Consider the following 17,084-nt stretch of genomic DNA (forward strand, 5'->3'; position numbering starts at 1 on the left):
ATTATGAAAAATATACAGATAAAGTGAGACTTGCATTCATATGTGATTTTGGTTTTTACACCATCTGAGTGTTAGTTGAACTTAAGTGTAGCGCGTAGCATGCGTTAACTCAATGCTTTCAAAAGTGGGAGCCTTACGGATGATAGCGAATGGATAAAATTTTATACTACCTACTTATGTAACTATTCATAATTATTCTGTCTGCTTTCAGTGATTCCTCTATATCTTTATCTGTAAAATCAGCATATCCTGCTTCTCTCAAAATAAGCTTATCAGTTGGGTGTAAATCTATATCAAATGGATTAAACCATTTGATACCATCAACGTTATCACCTTCAAATCCCTTTGGAATTTCATCTTCCGTATAATCTTTAAATCCAAACATTAATAAATGATACTTTCCTTCTTCCCATTCACCAAACATTTCATTTATATTCACAAATTCTGGATTTTTAATGTTTATACCAGTTTCCTCATTAACTTCTCTTATTACAGCTTGTACACATGTTTCATTCTTCTCAATTGACCCACCCGGTAAAAGCCAACTTCCTGCATACGGTCCTTTTCTTTGCTTAATGAATAAAACTTCTTTTTTAGAATTTTGTACAATTCCCAAAACTCCGGTAACAATTTTATCAAATTTTGATTTTGTACCCATAATAATACCTTTCCTCCATCTAAATGATTTGCCATCTTTTTAATGATTTATATTACATATAATGTATAATATTCAAATTATACATATTATTATACTTGTTTTTTCTTTTTTTATCAATATTTCTACAAATTGTTATTTGTTTTATAAATTTATACCATCTTATAGGAGTAGGTTTGAAATAAAGAGATATTCTTTCTGGCTTTACTCTACTGTTATATTTAATTTTGTCTTCCATGCTACGCATCTCACGTATTGCATCTTTTTCTTTTGGAATTTTATTCAAACTTATGTTAACATAACAAAAATGTAATGTTAATGAAATATACTTCAATGGTGGCTGCAAATAAAATTATATATAATAAATACATCAGATGGAGTTAAAACAATTAAATTTAAGATAAAGAAAAAAAGGGAGAGTTATAAATGAAAAATATATTAAGTGTAGAAAAAATTGAAAAGTATTATGGAAATAAAGATAATGTTACAAAGGCTATAGACAGTATCAGCTTTAAGGTAGATGAGGGGGAGTTTGTTGGGATAATGGGACCTTCAGGAAGTGGTAAAACAACATTGCTTAATTGTATATCAACTATTGATAATGTCACTACAGGGAAAATAATAATAAATAATAGTGATATTACTAGGTTGAAATCAAAAGCATTAGATAAGTTTAGACAAAATGAGTTAGGTTTTATATTTCAAGATTTTAACCTACTAGATACTCTTACTGCTTATGAAAATATAGCTTTAGCATTAACAATAAAAGGTGAGAAAAGTTCGGCAATAGATGGAAAAATAAAATCAGTGGCAAAATATTTAGACATTGAAGCACAACTAAATAAATATCCTTATCAAATGTCAGGTGGACAAAAGCAAAGAGTTGCTTCTACAAGAGCAATAGTAACAGATCCATCCTTAGTACTTGCTGATGAACCAACAGGGGCGCTAGATTCTAAAAAAGCTAGATTATTACTTGAAAAATTTGAAAGTCTAAACAAAGATTTAAAGACCACAATACTTATGGTTACCCATGATGCCTTTACAGCAAGCTATGCTCATAGAATCCTTTTTATTAAAGATGGAAAAATCTTTAGTGAGGTAGTAAGAGGTAATGATACTAGAAAAGAATTCTTTAATAAAATTATAGAAGTTATAACTCTACTTGGAGGTGACGATAATGTATTCTAAAATAGCTGTAGGTAATGTAAAGAAGAGTTTTAAGGACTATGCTGTATATTTCTTAACACTAACTTTAGCAGTGTGTATATTTTATAGCTTCAACTCAATGGGGACACAAAAGGCACTTATAAAAATGAAATCTGTATCTACATTAATGAAAGTTATGTCTTATACGTCGGTATTTATATCCATAGTATTAGGTAGTTTAATATTATATGCAAATAATTTCTTGATAAAAAAACGTAAAAAAGAATTAGGAATATACATGACTTTAGGTATGGGAAAAAGAAAAATATCTACAATATTAGTAATGGAGACTTTTCTAGTTGGAGTTATATCTTTAATTAGTGGACTTATACTAGGAATTGGAGCATCACAAGGATTATCTGCCTTTGCATTAAAGTTATTTGATTTGCCAATTAATGAATATAAGTTTGCAGTCTCAACAGGTGCAATAGTTAAAACTGTATTATACTTTGGAATAATGTTTTTACTTGTTATGATATTTAATGTATTTGTTATATCTAAATACAAGATAATCGATTTATTAACAGCAGGTAAAAAAAATCAAGATGTTAGCTTCAAAAAACCTATTATATATTTAATAGCATTTATTTTATGCGCAGTATCACTTGGGTTTGCATATAAATCAATACTAAAAGTAGGTTTAAATGTACTAGACCCTATGTTCTTAATATCAATAGCTTTGGGAATATTAGGTACAGTATTATTTTTCTTTAGCTTATCTGGATTTATATTATATGTGGTAAAGAAAAATAAAAGGGTTTATTTTAAAGGGTTAAATATATTTGTAGTAAAACAGATAAATAGTAAAGTTAATACAAACTTCATATCAATGTCTTTAATTTGCTTAATGTTATTTTTCACAATAGTAAGTTTATCTGTGGGAATAGGCTTTAAAACAGTTATCGATGCAGGAATTAAAAAGTCAACGCCCTTTGATGCCAGCATATCAGTACAAAATAAGGATGAAGGCTACAATATAGAAGATGTTCTAAATAAAATTAATTTGAAAATAAGTAAAAATGAAAAATCCGTAGCTTATAATGAATATCTTATAGGTATGAAAGCTAGTGACTTTTTAACAACCGGAGATTTTAAAAAAGAAGATGTAGATTTTGTTAAACTATCTGATTATAATAAAATTTTAAAATTTAAGAATGAAAAAGAAGTAAATTTAAATAAAGATGAAGTTTTAATTTTATCAAATAATAATGCGTTCATGAAACCAATAAATGAAAAAATAAAAAATAATAATAAAATCAACATCAAAGGAAAAGAATACCTAATAAAAAACCCTAAAGCTATAGAAGAAAATCTTATGACTGCTTATGGTACAACTAGTTTTTTCACAATAGTTATAAATGATGAGTTTTTATCAGGTTACAAAATTAGTAAATCGGTACTTAATGTAAATTATTTAGATAAAAATAGAGAAAAATATAATAAAAAATACGAAAAACGTCAGGACTATGGTAAAGGTGCTTATATACTGGGTATCTCAAAAGATGCGGTTTATTCAGAAAGTATGGAAGAAACAAATGTATTAATATTTATCGTAATATATTTAGGTATTGTATTTTTAATAACTAGCATGGCAGTACTTGCTCTTCAACAATTATCAGAAGCCAGTGATAATATAGAAAGATATAAGGCTTTAAGGAGACTTGGTGCAAACAAAAAAATGATAGATAAAACAATTTTTGTTCAAATATTTATATACTTTAGTCTTCCAGTTAGTCTTGCATTAATTCATTCAGTGGTTGGAATTAAGGTAACTAGCGATTTTATAAATAACTTACAAAAAATAGATATTAATTCTTCAGCATTAGTAACAGCATTAATATTTATTATAATTTATGCAGGATACTTCTATACAACATATGTAGGATATAAAAATATTGTTAAGAATAACTTATAAAGAAATTTATTTTAGACAGGGATTTTACGAAATTTGTTAATATTTAATAGCCCAGCTGATTAATAATAAAATTTAGAATATGTTATGATATTAGGGTACAGAATTAAATAAGTAGGGAGATAAGAGTACATATGGAAAAAATTATTATTATTGAAGATGATGAGGTTATAAGAGAAGAATTACAAAATTTTTTAAAAAGATATGGATACGAAGTAAAAGCTCCTATGAATTTTAATAATATAATCCATTATGTTGAAAATGAGAATGCAGAACTTATATTGTTAGATATTAATCTTCCAGTATTTGATGGTTATTATATATGTAGAGAAATACGAAAAACTTCAGGGGTTCCAATTATAATAGTTACAAGTAGAGATAGTGATTTAGATGAATTAATGAGTATGAATTTAGGAGCAGATGATTTTATAACAAAGCCTTATAATATAGAAATATTATTAGCAAGGATAACTAATATTTTAAGAAGAACAGGTGTAAGTTCAAAAACTAATAATATATTAAGCTATAAAGATTTTAATTTAAATCTTTCAAATGCAACGGTTATTTATAAGGATAAATGCTTGGAATTAACGAAAAATGAGGTTAAAATACTTTCTTACTTAATAAACAATAAGGGGAATATAGTAAAACGAGATTCGCTTATGGAATACCTATGGAAATCAGATTATTTTGTGGATGATAGCACCTTAACTGTTAATATTAATAGATTAAGAAAAAAGCTTGAAGAGATAGGCATAGAAAATACAATAGAAACAAGAAGAGGGTTAGGGTACATAATGCCATGAGTATAGGTGAATTTATTAAAGAAAAAATGGTGGTAATAATATCTAACATGCTGTTATTTATTATATTAGCAGCTATAATGCTTACTATTAATGTTAATTTCATTATAATTTTATTTGTCTTTTGTATTTGGTTTTTGCCATTAATTTCTTATATGGCTTTAGAATTTATAAAATTCAGAAATTATTATGATGAAATTAATAACGTATTAGAAAATTTAGATAAGAAATATCTACTTCCAGTGGTAATAAAGGAAGCGAACTTTATACAAGCGAAAAAGTTAAATTCTATACTTAAAGAAATAAGCAGAGATATGCACGAAAATGTAAAATATTATAAGGATATACAGGTGGAATATAGAGAATACATAGAGACCTGGGTACATGAAATTAAAACACCCATAGCTTCTACAAAACTATTAATTGAAAATAATCGAGATGAAGTAACTAATAAAATTGACTTCCAGATAAATAGAATTGAGGGTTTTGTAGAACAGGTGCTTTATTATTCTCGAAGCGATGATGTTAGTAAAGACTATATTATAAAACAAATTAACCTTGATAATGTAATAAGGAATGTAGTTAAAAGAAATTATAGAGATTTTATTCATAAGAAAATAAAATTAGATATAAAAGATATAAATAAAATTGTATATAGTGATACGAAATGGACTGAATTTATTATTAATCAGATAATAGGAAACTCTATAAAATACTCAAGTAGTAAAGCGCCCATGATAAGTATATATTCAATTAAGAAAGCTAATTCAGTAATGTTAACCATAGAGGATAATGGAGTAGGGATAATAGATAAAGATATAAATAGAGTGTTTGAAAAAGGATTCACTGGTGAAAACGGAAGAAAATTTAGTAAAAGTACAGGAATCGGATTGTATTTATGTGAAAAACTATGCTCAAAACTGGGTTTAAAAATTACTATTGATTCTGAGGAGAATAAAGGAACTAAAGTTACATTAATATTTCCTCTGTCTAGTATGGTAAATTTTACAGATGACTAAGGATAAATTATTAAAATCTATCAGAGTTCATGTTTCTAAAATCTCGTTGATCCCACATCTACAATACGGGGCTAATTTGATAACCAAGTAGTCCGATGAATACAACTTTAGTTATCAAACATAATAGGCCACACACTCTCACTAAATTTGAGAATGTGTGGCCTTACTCTACTGTTGTATTTAATTTTGTCTTCCATACTACGCATCTCACGTATTGCATCTTTTTCTTTTGAAGTTTTATTCAATGTTGGCTTTAAATAAAGTTTGATCAAAACATCAGGCGAGCCGAACATTGTTGTGGATTTATGTCAATATAATAAACATAAATCCATGAATACTAAAGAACTGACCTCAGGAGAACACGAAAGCTGAGATGCTCATTGCGGTCGGATGGCGCATATCCGTATCGCATTGTAGTCCGACAAGCGAGCACCCCGGGGTTACCCCAGCTGCTACCACGATCGACCCGCCACGAGCCGCTCTGAGGAGATGAGAAGTCTCCCCTGATGGAACGCGGAAAGCCTTCCTCATCCCACCAATCTTCGACCCACTGGAAGACGTTCCCTGCCATATCAAGAGCACCATATGGTGACGCTCCTGCCATGAAACTGCCCACAGGCGAAGTGTAAGGGAATCCGTCGTTATACTCCAAGTCACGACCACCAAAGGCCGCCATGTGCTCGTCTAACGTCTTTCCATTGCCCATCATGATTTTATCCCCTGGACACGATGCATCAAGGAAGTTTGTCTTCTTAGGATCCCATACATCCCCCCAAGGATACTTCCGGCCATCGATACCTCGCGCTGCCTTCTCCCATTCTGCTTCGGATGGCAACACGAGCCCAGCCCATGTGCAGTAGGCCTTTGCGTCATCCCACGAGACCATGATCACAGGATGACAATCCGTATTCCCAACCAGCTCATCGTCGAAGTAAACTTTCTCTGGCTCCGCTCTGCCTGTTGCGGAACAAAATGCCTTAAACTGCCCACGCGTCACATCGTTGCGGCCAATCCAATAGGAATATTTCATGGGGTGGATGTGCTTTGGTTTCTCCCAGTCGGGTGCATCCGAGTCGTCAGTTCCCATGACGAAGTCGCCCGCTGTTACCGCGACCATCTCCATGTTCGAGCCGTCAGGCAACCTGAACAGGTAGAGGGGCACCTGCTTCCCGTCCGCCGCCGGCACTTTTCGGCCCGCGAGCCGGAGCCCCTCGGGCAGCTTTTCTTCATTATTTACCTGAATGATTGATTTCATAGTATGCACTCCTTTTTGTGGTTTATATTATCTACAGCTTTATCATAAGCCTGCAAAATAAACAGAGTGTAAATGGAATATAAACTAATATAAACTCAAAGAGTGACTATAAAGTTTGTTCCTTTTCCTTTCTCGCTTTCTACACTCACAATACCACCATGCAACTCCACAATTTTTTTTACAAGCGACAGCCCCAGCCCATTACCGCCGAGGGAACGGTCACGGGATTTATCCACTTTGTAGAATCGTTCAAAGATATGGATTTGATCTTCCGATGAGATACCTATGCCGCTGTCGGCAATGGTGCAGACAGTTTTACCATCATTTGTAGCCAGCCTAATGTGAATCGCGCCACCTTCTGGCGTAAATTTGATTGCATTATGCAGGAGATTAATCCATACTTGGGAAAGAAGTTCCTCGTCGGCGGAAACGGTTACTTTGTCGAGATCTGCTGTTATAGATATGTTTTTTTTCGACCATTGCGGATCAAGTAAAATCACCGCGTTTTGCAATTGTTTGTCTAAGTGAAATTGACTGATGGACAGCGGGGCGACACCGGAATCCAGCGAGGAGAGTTTCAGTAAATTTGAACTTAATTTTGACAGGCGGACACTTTCGGATTTGATAATATGAAGGTAGTGCTTCCGCTGCGCAGGTGTAAGCGCGTCATTTTCCAAAAGTGTCACATAACCGCTGATAGATGTGAGCGGAGATTGTATTTCATGGGAAACATTTGAAACAAAATCCTGCCGCAGAGTTTCCATGGATCCAAGATCTTTTGCCATTTTATTTATGCTATCGACAAGTTCACGTTGCTCCCCGAAGTCTTTCGGGTTGAGAAATACGCTAAACTCCCCACGCGCAATCCTGCTCATTGCATCTGAAGCAATCATAAAAAATCTATCTTGCAACCAGCCATGCTTTTTTCCTTGCCTAGAATGTTGGAGTATAAAGAAAAATACGAAAAATTCCAACGATAGTAAAGAAAGTGATATGAATGCGCAAATCATAAATGCTACCAGTTCTGATGGAAAGCCTGTTGTTTTGAAAAATAGCATTGTTAGAAAATACCCTGTCGTGAACGCACTGACAATGCAGAACAGACACCAAAGCAGCCAGCTAAGTGTTTGAAACCATTTTTGCTTTTTCATATCGTCACCTCCAACCGATAGCCAATGCCCCGAATGGCGATAATTTTAAACCCGTATTGTTCTACTGGAAATCTCTCGCGTAAACGATTGATATGAACATCCAATGTCCTCTCGTTTCCCTCAAAATCATAGCCCCATATGTCCTGAATAAAATTATTCCGTGAGATTATTTTACCCTGCGAGCGGGCGAGCTTATAAAGAACAGCAAACTCTTTCAGTGGAATATCCTCGATACGCTCGCTGCCCATATAAATCGTATGGCTGCTGTTATCAACCGTTAGCTTTCCGACACTCGAAACCTCAGAAAAAGGGACTTTATACCGCCGGAACAGTGCCTTCACTCTTATAATAAGCTCTGCCGGTTCAAACGGCTTGGTTAGGTAATCATCTGTCCCAAGTTTATAGCCCTTGACTTTTTTACTTATATCATCCATGGCTGTCAGCATGAGTATCGGCATGTCCTCATAATATTTCCGAAGTTTCCGGCACAATTCAAAGCCGTCCATATCCGGCATCAAAAGGTCAATGACACAAAGGTCAGGGTTTGTGTCTGTCATTTTTCGTAGAGCGTCCCGTCCATCGGACGCTTCAAAAGTGATAAAGCCCTCATTTTTGAGTATCGTGCTTACAAGTTCACATATATACGGATCATCATCAACAATCATGACGGTATTCATCCCAACTCCTCCTTTTCTCAAATAGTTATTTTCATTTTAGCACACAAATATAAACGGATGATAAACTGATACACAATTATTATATGCCACTTTGTTTTTTATCAACTGCACCTCTAGTTACTAAGGCATGTACATGTGGATTCAATTTTTAATCTCCACAAAAAGTATGAATTACTGCAATTACTCCAGCTTCATAATTAGAGCCTTTCTTTTTATTGTACCAATACTTAATCACCTCGTTTACTCCATCTTGTAATTTCTTTAACAATTCTCTTTTAGAATAAAAATAATTTTTAAGTTCCTCTGGTAATATAAGTGCACTGTGTCGATGTACAAATCTTAGCATATTCTTCGGTACCTTATTTCAATATTTATTTTTTAATTCATTATGATTATTATTTAATATATCTTTTACTGTTATTTTTTATTTCATCATAATATCTATATTTTATTGGTTATTCACAGAGCGTCTAATGATATAATTTCCTAAAGAACAAGAAAATCTGATGTCATAACTATTGGCAATAATAGCTATTGATCCTTTATATCCATAACATTTTCTTAAAAATCTAATATGTAAAAGATACATCCTTAATTTTAATCCAAGATACATATTCTTTTCCTATACCGCTTCCTCTGCCTTCTGTAATCCTCATTTTAATATCTTGTTGTCTTTTTCTTTTAGCCATCCTTCCATTTCCTTAAAGAAAAAAGGCTAGACATTTTTACTTTCTTAAAATGTCTAGCCTATATGACTTCTTATTACTATATTCATAATGCTCTACATTATAAATATAGCCTTACCATTTTTTTTGATTTTAATCAAACTTTATTACGAATAATCAATCTTTATTATAAATGATCAAACTTTATTTCAAATCAACATCAAACTTTATTTCAAAACTACACCTATTCAACTGTAACTGACTTAGCCAAATTCCTTGGTTTGTCAACGTCACAACCTTTTGCAATTGAAATATAGTATGAAAGAAGTTGAAGTGGAATTATTGCAAGTATTGGAGCTAATAGAGGATTAACCTCAGGAAGATACATTGCCCCATCACATGTTTTTTCAACATTTTCATTTCCTTTTAATGCAACAGCTAACACCTTTGCACCTCTTGTCTTAACTTCTTTTATATTGCTAACCATTTTTTCAAATAAATCAGGTTGCGTTGCAACAGCTATTACTACTGTTCCAAATTCAATAAGAGCTATTGGTCCATGTTTAAGTTCTCCACCAGCATATGCTTCTGAATGGATATAAGAAATTTCTTTAAGTTTTAATGAGCCTTCCATAGCTACAGCATAGTCAAGTCCTCTTCCTAAATAGAACATATCAGTTTCTTCAAAATGATCTTTAGCAAACTTCTTTATGACATCTTGATGTTCTAATACTTCTTTTTCTTTTTCAGGAAGTTCAAGCATATCTTTTTTTATAACTTCTATTTCTTCATCTGTTAAAGTTCCTTTGTTTTTAGCAAAATATAATGCTATTATATACATTGCTACAAGTTGAGTTGTATATGCTTTTGTTGATGCAACTGCAATTTCAGGTCCTGCCCATGTGTAAAGTACATCATCTGCTTCTCTTGATACTGTGCTCCCAACTACATTTGTTACCGCAATAACTCTTGCCCCTTCATTTTTAGCAAGTCTCATTGCAGCCAATGTGTCTGCAGTTTCTCCTGATTGACTAACAACTATCATTAGCGTATTTTTATCTATAATTGGATTTCTATATCTAAATTCTGATGCTATATCAACTTCAACTGGTATTCTTGCAAGTTTTTCAATCACATATTTTCCAACTATTCCAGCATGATAAGCTGTTCCACATGCAACTATATAAACCTTGTTAAATTTATCAATTTGCTCCTTTGTTAAATTTATTTTATCCAGTTTTATATCTTCACCTAATATTATTCTTGAAGTCATTGTATCCTTTGTAACCTTTGGTTGTTCATGAATTTCTTTAAGCATAAAGTGGTCATATCCAGATTTTTCTGCAGCATCTGCATCCCAAGTTACATGGTATACTTCTTTTTCAATCTTCTCTTTGTTTTCATCTAATATTTCAACACCATTTTCACTAAGCACTACAAATTCATTGTCTTCTAAGAAATATACATCTCTTGTCTCATTTAAAACTGCTGGTATATCTGATGCTATAAAATTTTCGTCTTTATTTAATCCAACTATAAGTGGACAATCTTTTCTTACTGCAACAATTTTGTTAGGATCATTTAGTGAAACTATTCCAAGAGCATAACTTCCTTGAAGTTTCTTTACCGCCTTTATTGATGCATCAACTATGTCTCCTTCATAGTAGTAATCAATTAAATGAGGCACTACTTCAGTATCCGTATCCGTTATAAATTTATATCCTTTTTCTATTAACCATTCTCTAAGTTCTATATAATTTTCAATTATTCCATTGTGAACAACGGCAATTGTTCCTGTTCTATTAATATGAGGATGTGAATTCAACACAGATGGTGCTCCATGAGTTGCCCATCTAGTATGACCAATACCTATATTTCCTTTTATAGGAGATTCTTTTAATTTTTCTTCCAAATTAAAAAGTCTTCCCTTAACTTTTTGAACTTCTAATTTTCCATTACTATTTATTACTGCAATTCCTGCTGAATCATAACCTCTATACTCTAATTTTTCAAGACCTTTAACTAAAAGGTCTGCGGCATTTCTCTTTCCTACATATCCAACTATTCCACACATAAAAATCTTCCTCTCTTTTTTGCGCACAAAAAAAACTTAGTAACTTTAAAAATTTTTTAAAATTTACTAATACCTTAGTGCTATATTTAGGTTTTTACACCAGACTAATATTGTCCCAAAAATCACTTTTTGGTTTTGTTAGCCGTTTACGGTAGTGTGATACCGTGGGGCACCCGCCGAAGAGTTCGATTCTCCCCATCCTCGTCAAGTTAAGTGACATTCCAAAGCTTCGATTTGGTTAATGGAACTTACTCAGCTGTGCTGAGTTTACTTTACAAAACAAATCTTTGATTTGATTAGTGAAATTTACTCAGCTATACTGAGTTTCCACTTAATTACTTAACTCCTGGCGCTTTAAAATTTTTATTATATTTGCACCTCCTTATAATTCTATACACTACATTATATTAACAACATACTCATTAGTCAACTTGTACTTATTAATATTAATAATAAATTCACCTTTTAAAGCAAATGTTATGACATAATTTAAAGAAATTACAAATTAACTGGTTAAAGCTTTTTACGCTATGCGTGCGAAAAATCTTTGAACTTAAATTTAAAATCTAGAGTATTTTATCCCTCATTTTTTGACCAAAGGTCGTGGTGTTTATCGTATAAATATTTATTAACATATTGTAGAGTTATCTTTAGATACTAAGATATATAAATTTAAATTCACCATTTTTCTGACGTAGGAGGAAAAATTTCCTTTACCTGTTACGTAAGTAACTTCTCTCACCTTTGACGGCTTTAGCATCGTCAAATCTTTCATCTAGCCGAAGGCTTTCTTTAGTCTTTGCTTCGCAATTTCTAACTATTACGAAAATCTATATAAGCATACTATTAAAGTCATAATTAAATTACCAATTTTTTATATTTATTGACATACTTTTTGTGTAAATGTATCATATAGATTGGACAATTATTTACACAAAAAATATTAGGTGGAGGAGCACTCTATGAAAAATAAAAATGTAAAGAAAACACATAAGAAAATTATTATTATTCCTATAGTTATACTTATTATTTTAGCAATAGTAGGTGGAGGCACTTTTTTCTTCATCAATAGCAAGTTATCAAAGGTAAACGGTGTTAACATATCAAAAAAACCGTCTGATCTTGGAATAAACTCACAAAATTTTGATGATACTTCTATTGATAAAAACTATACTAATATCCTGCTTTTAGGTGTGGACTCACGTGATCCTAAGGTTGATCCTGGTCTTACAGATTCAATAATGATTTTATCCATTGATAAAGCTCATAAAAAAGTAAAATTAACTTCACTTATGAGGGACATGCTTATTGATAACATACAAGGCGAAGGAGCTACTGCTGGAACAAATAAGGATAGAATAAATGTTATATACAAGCAAGGCGGTGGCGGACAGGCTGGCGGACAATATGCTATTAAAGCAATCAATAGTAATTTTGACATGAATATTAAGGATTATATAAAAGTTGATTTTGGAGATTTTGACAAGATAGTAGATGCAGTTGGTGGAGTTGATATTGACATTTCAGAAGATGAAGTAAAGGTAGCAAATAATTATATAAAAGAAGTTGCAGGACTTGAAGGAATCAGCAATCCTCCTTATTTAACTCACGGTGGACTTCAACATTTGAATGGTATACAAGCCTTAGGTTATTGTAGAATAAGATATGTTGGCGCTGAGGACTTCCAAAGAACTGAAAGACAGAGAACAGTTCTAACTGCTGTTTTTAAAAAGCTATCCACACTAGGCATTACTGAGGCTTCTTCAATGCTAGATACAATTTTACCTAATATTGAAACTTCACTTTCTAGCACAGATATGCTTTCTGATGCTTCTTATGTAATTTTAAATAAAATAAATACGATAGATCAATTTAGATTGCCTGAGGACAAGCCAGGATATAATTACAGTACCTACATAAATGGAACTTATTTTTTAGGCTGGAACAAGGCTGCTAATAATGCGGATTTGCACAAGTTTATATTTGAAACTGATGCTAATAAAATAAAATAAATTGCCTGTAGCAATAACCGAGAGGTTGGTGAACGATTATTTCATTCACCAACCTCTTATCGCATACTTCGTAGCAAAGTCAAACTAATCAATTTATAATTACTCATAATGTCTTCTTCCTTATAATTGATTAGTTTACTTTTAATTTATATTTTATCGTAGTAAAAATGATTTCAATTGCATATGCAAAAGCAAAAACTAATAATATTGAAATTCCAGCACGCCCATAATTGTATGAAGATATACTAGAATATATTGAATAACCTATTCCTCCAGCACCAACCATACCAAGTATGCTTGATTCACCAAAGTTTATTTCAAATCTCATTGAAATCCACGCTATAAGCGACGTAAAGGCTGCCGGCAAAATCGCACTAAAAAAAATTTGAATGCTTGTGGCACCTGTAGCTTTAATTGCTTCAATTGAGTCTTCAGGAACTTCTTCAAAACTTTCTGAAAAAGCCTTAGCAAAAAATGCGCTGGCATGAAAAGAAAGTCCCAAAACCCCAGGTGCTGGTCCAAGTCCCAAGCAGGTCAATAATAAAAGCACCCATACAACTATTGGTACTGCTCTAATAAATGAATTTATTGCAGTTAGTAAAACAGCCAGGGTTTTGCTTGGTGTAATGTTTTTAGCCATAAAAATAGCCATAATTAATCCTGCAAACACACTATATACAATTGATAATATTGTTATTTCAACAGATTCTGCAAAACCGTCTAATACTAAGCTGAAATTTCCAAAATTAAATTTCAACAATTGGACAAAAATTCCTCCTAAGAGAGGGAATCTAGCTATTAGTTTATACCATTCTATATTAAGCTGAGAAATAGACATAATTGACATGACAAACATAATTAAAATAAATACTTTTAATGTCATATTATTTCTAGGATTGTTTATTTTAATTTTTCCCCTAAAACCTGTTTTTACAATTTCAGTTTTCATTTTTAAAGGAGTTTCATATATATTATCTTTTCCCATTATAGTAATACCTTCTTTCTTACTTGTTCTGTAAGAACATTAACTAAAATAACCACTGCAGCAATTGCAAAAATCACGGTAGCAGACACATTGTATTTGAAGGATTTTATATAACCCATAAGTAGAAGTCCTATACCTCCACCTCCTACAAGTCCTACAATTGTAGAGTCTCTTACATTTACCTCTATTGAATATAAAAACCAAGATAAATAACCCGGCATTGCCATTGGGATTACACCCTGTATTATTTTTTGAAAAAAACTTGCTCCAACAGAGTCCAATGCTTCTAAGACCTCTCCTCCAACTTCATCTATTGTCTCAATATATGCTCTTAATAAAAAACCAAAAGAAGCTATAAACAATGCTAGGAGTCCCACAGAAATTCCTATGCCAAAAGCCATTACAAGTATTAATGCCCAAATTAATGAGGGAATGTTTCTCATAAAGGACCCGATTAATCTTACAATTTTATTTACTAACGGCACATTAAAAATTATGTTAGATCCAAAAAATGATAAAATCAGTGCAAATATAGCAGCAAAAAAAGTTGATGCTACTGCCATTTCAAAAGTTTGAAGTAATGCTAGACCAATCTCATTTATTCCAGTTGTGTTAGGAGGTAAAAAATCTTTAGTTATAAAATCTGTTAAATTGCTATAGTTAAAAAATATTTCAAATGGATTATATTGAGTAAAAAAGGTTGATACCACAAAAATAATTATAATAATAATTAGTGCTATATTATAATATTTATTTCGTTTAGTATCAATAAGAGATATCTTTTCTCTTGCCTTATGCATCAAGTCTCACCTCTTTTTTAAGCATTAAGTTATCTATAGAGGTATCATAAATATTTTCTATAATTTTATCATTAAGTAAAGATGGTACTCCGTCAAATACTACTTCACCATTTTTTATTCCAATTATTCTATCTGCATATTCCTTTGCAACTTCAACTTGGTGCAAATTTACGATGCAAGCTATTTTTCTTTCTCTTACTGAATCCCTTATTAAATCCATAATAATCTTAGAACTGCTTGGATCAAGTGAAGCTATTGGTTCATCACACAAAAGTAAGGCCGGCTCTTGCATTAATGCCCTAACAATTCCAACTCTTTGTTTCTGCCCACCTGAAAGTTCGCTAGCTCTTTTGTACATATAATTAACAAGTCCAACTTTATCAAGCAGTTCGATGGCTTTCCTCTTGTCCTCTTCTAAATATGATCCAAATATTCCACTTATACCTGAAGTGTAACCTAATCTTCCGTGCATAACGTTTTGCATAACAGTAAGTCTATATACTAAATTATAATTTTGAAATACCATGCCAATCTTTCTTCTAACTTCTCTAATTTTTCCACCTTTGATCTGATTTATTACTTTGTCTTCCAATACAATTTCACCTTTACTTGGCTTAATAAGAGAATTAATACACCTTAGTATTGTAGATTTACCAGCACCTGAAGGTCCTATAATAACAACAAATTCTCCTTTTTCCACATTAAAACTTACATTATTTAAAACCAATTTATCTTTTTCAAAGTATTTATAAATGCTATTGACCATTAAAACTTTATTCAAAATAAATCATCTCCATATTATTAAAAATTATTGAAGTTAATATCCACTAAAAGTTTCCAACATAAAATTTGCAACAAATTTTACATTGGAAACTTGCTTTACTTAACCTTATTAGTTAAGTCCAAATTTAGTTGCCAAATCACTTATATACTTGTAATCAGAATCTTCTGCTGATACATAACGCATTTTCTGTCCATCTTTTTCCCCAACAAAATTTTTAAAATAAGAATCATTGTTATATTTTAAATAGAAATTTTTAACCTGCTTTATAAAATTAGGATCTAAATCACCTCTAATTGCTACAGGTGATCCTGGAATTATAGGTGATGTATATACAATTTTAACTTTGTTCTTATCAACTTGACCATTTGTGGTTTCTATAGAAAAAGTATCTGAAGCACATGGTGCTGCATCAATGTCACCTTTTGCTACTGAAAGAAGTCCGTTTTGATGTGAACCTGAATACGTAACTGATTTGAAAAACTTTCCATTGGCATGTAAATCATCAATAGTTAAATTTTCACCGCTGTTTGCATCAATTATAGCTTTTGATGGAACTAGATTACCAGAAGTTGAATCTGGATCTACAAATGCAAAAGTTTTACCTTTCAAATCATTTATTGAGTTTATAGAATTGTTATTTGCTTGAGTAATTATATATGAATAATAACCTGCCTTACTCTTGTCTGAATCTAAAGCTGGAACTACTAATGGGACTGCCTTTGCTCTTTTATGCGCTTGTACATAAGACAATGGTCCAAAGTCAGCAATGTCTACTTTACCTGCTTTCATTCCTTCTATTGCCGCATTATAATCACTACAAAGATATTCTTGTACCTTTACACCTAATGCCTTTTCCATATCTTTTTGAAGGCCTTGACGATATTCTGCTGTTTTTTCTGTAGCTTCATCAGGAAGATATGCTATAACGATTTTATCTGGCTTTTTTACAGTACTCTGAGAAGTTTTTGATTGTGATGAACAACCTACGACAGAAACGATAGTTAATGCTGTAATAGTCATGATTAAAAGTTTTTTTAACATTATTTACACCCCTTAGATATTTATTTAAAGCCTTTTCGAACA

At 31.9% G+C, this 17,084-nt stretch carries 16 protein-coding genes; 5 read left to right on the forward strand and 11 right to left on the reverse strand.

Annotation, left to right across the window (positions count from 1 at the left end):
* Positions 1–166: 166 nt before the first annotated feature.
* The gene (locus B8978_RS14725; RefSeq protein ID WP_084116864.1) at positions 167–658 is read right to left on the reverse strand and encodes an NUDIX hydrolase; all 492 of its coding nucleotides are present in this window, start codon (positions 656–658) and stop codon (positions 167–169) included.
* Positions 659–1,081: 423 nt separating this feature from the next.
* Here B8978_RS14725 and B8978_RS14735 point away from each other — a divergent pair, with 423 nt between their 5' ends.
* The 4 genes from B8978_RS14735 (at position 1,082) to B8978_RS14750 (ending at position 5,598) form a co-directional block, all read left to right on the forward strand.
* Complete coding sequence (locus tag B8978_RS14735) at positions 1,082–1,846, forward strand: ABC transporter ATP-binding protein (RefSeq protein WP_084116868.1); 765 nt, start codon at positions 1,082–1,084, stop codon at positions 1,844–1,846.
* Positions 1,836–3,779 carry an FtsX-like permease family protein gene (locus B8978_RS14740; RefSeq protein WP_084116870.1) on the forward strand — a complete coding sequence of 648 codons (1,944 nt, stop codon included), beginning with the start codon at positions 1,836–1,838 and terminating at the stop codon, positions 3,777–3,779. The genes B8978_RS14735 and B8978_RS14740 overlap by 11 nt, the downstream gene beginning before the upstream one ends.
* A gap of 131 nt (positions 3,780–3,910) precedes the next feature.
* The gene (locus tag B8978_RS14745; protein WP_084116872.1) at positions 3,911–4,582 is read left to right on the forward strand and encodes a response regulator transcription factor; all 672 of its coding nucleotides are present in this window, start codon (positions 3,911–3,913) and stop codon (positions 4,580–4,582) included.
* Positions 4,579–5,598: a sensor histidine kinase gene (locus B8978_RS14750; protein WP_084116874.1), complete on the forward strand. Its 1,020-nt coding sequence runs from the start codon at positions 4,579–4,581 to the stop codon at positions 5,596–5,598. Before B8978_RS14745 ends, B8978_RS14750 begins: the two co-directional genes overlap by 4 nt.
* Positions 5,599–5,935: 337 nt before the next feature.
* Here B8978_RS14750 and B8978_RS14755 read toward each other — a convergent pair whose 3' ends face one another.
* The 6 genes from B8978_RS14755 to B8978_RS19930 all read right to left on the reverse strand — a co-directional run bounded on the left by B8978_RS14755 (position 5,936) and on the right by B8978_RS19930 (position 12,195).
* Positions 5,936–6,853, reverse strand: a complete 918-nt coding sequence (locus tag B8978_RS14755; protein WP_084116876.1) for a formylglycine-generating enzyme family protein — start codon at positions 6,851–6,853, stop codon at positions 5,936–5,938.
* A gap of 95 nt (positions 6,854–6,948) precedes the next feature.
* Entirely contained in the window at positions 6,949–8,004 is a 1,056-nt protein-coding gene (locus B8978_RS14760; protein WP_084116877.1) for a sensor histidine kinase, read from the reverse strand.
* Positions 8,001–8,681 carry a response regulator transcription factor gene (locus B8978_RS14765; RefSeq protein WP_084116878.1) on the reverse strand — a complete coding sequence of 227 codons (681 nt, stop codon included), beginning with the start codon at positions 8,679–8,681 and terminating at the stop codon, positions 8,001–8,003. The genes B8978_RS14760 and B8978_RS14765 overlap by 4 nt, the downstream gene beginning before the upstream one ends.
* Positions 8,682–8,829: 148 nt before the next feature.
* The gene (locus B8978_RS14770) at positions 8,830–9,027 is read right to left on the reverse strand and encodes a hypothetical protein (protein WP_084116879.1); all 198 of its coding nucleotides are present in this window, start codon (positions 9,025–9,027) and stop codon (positions 8,830–8,832) included.
* Positions 9,028–9,590: 563 nt separating this feature from the next.
* Entirely contained in the window at positions 9,591–11,420 is a 1,830-nt protein-coding gene (glmS, locus tag B8978_RS14775; protein ID WP_084116880.1) for a glutamine--fructose-6-phosphate transaminase (isomerizing), read from the reverse strand.
* A gap of 628 nt (positions 11,421–12,048) precedes the next feature.
* Positions 12,049–12,195 carry a hypothetical protein gene (locus B8978_RS19930; protein ID WP_176212715.1) on the reverse strand — a complete coding sequence of 49 codons (147 nt, stop codon included), beginning with the start codon at positions 12,193–12,195 and terminating at the stop codon, positions 12,049–12,051.
* A gap of 187 nt (positions 12,196–12,382) precedes the next feature.
* Between B8978_RS19930 and B8978_RS14780 the strand changes: the two genes are divergently transcribed.
* Positions 12,383–13,432: an LCP family protein gene (locus tag B8978_RS14780; RefSeq protein WP_084116881.1), complete on the forward strand. Its 1,050-nt coding sequence runs from the start codon at positions 12,383–12,385 to the stop codon at positions 13,430–13,432.
* Between the two features lie 130 nt (positions 13,433–13,562).
* On the opposite strand, the gene B8978_RS14785 is transcribed toward B8978_RS14780, so the two are convergent.
* From B8978_RS14785 to B8978_RS14800, 4 genes are all read right to left on the reverse strand, one after another.
* On the reverse strand, positions 13,563–14,417 hold the full coding sequence (locus tag B8978_RS14785) for a PhnE/PtxC family ABC transporter permease (protein WP_084116882.1): 855 nt from the start codon (positions 14,415–14,417) through the stop codon (positions 13,563–13,565).
* Positions 14,417–15,217: a phosphonate ABC transporter, permease protein PhnE gene (gene phnE, locus B8978_RS14790; protein WP_084116883.1), complete on the reverse strand. Its 801-nt coding sequence runs from the start codon at positions 15,215–15,217 to the stop codon at positions 14,417–14,419. Before phnE ends, B8978_RS14785 begins: the two co-directional genes overlap by 1 nt.
* Entirely contained in the window at positions 15,210–15,998 is a 789-nt protein-coding gene (gene phnC / locus B8978_RS14795) for a phosphonate ABC transporter ATP-binding protein (protein WP_341435479.1), read from the reverse strand. Before phnC ends, phnE begins: the two co-directional genes overlap by 8 nt.
* A gap of 111 nt (positions 15,999–16,109) precedes the next feature.
* Positions 16,110–17,042, reverse strand: coding sequence for a phosphate/phosphite/phosphonate ABC transporter substrate-binding protein (locus tag B8978_RS14800; RefSeq protein ID WP_084116884.1), 933 nt, complete (start codon positions 17,040–17,042; stop codon positions 16,110–16,112).
* Positions 17,043–17,084 lie beyond the last annotated feature (42 nt).

This window comes from Clostridium acidisoli DSM 12555 (assembly GCF_900176305.1).
GTDB lineage: Bacteria > Bacillota > Clostridia > Clostridiales > Clostridiaceae > Clostridium_I > Clostridium_I acidisoli.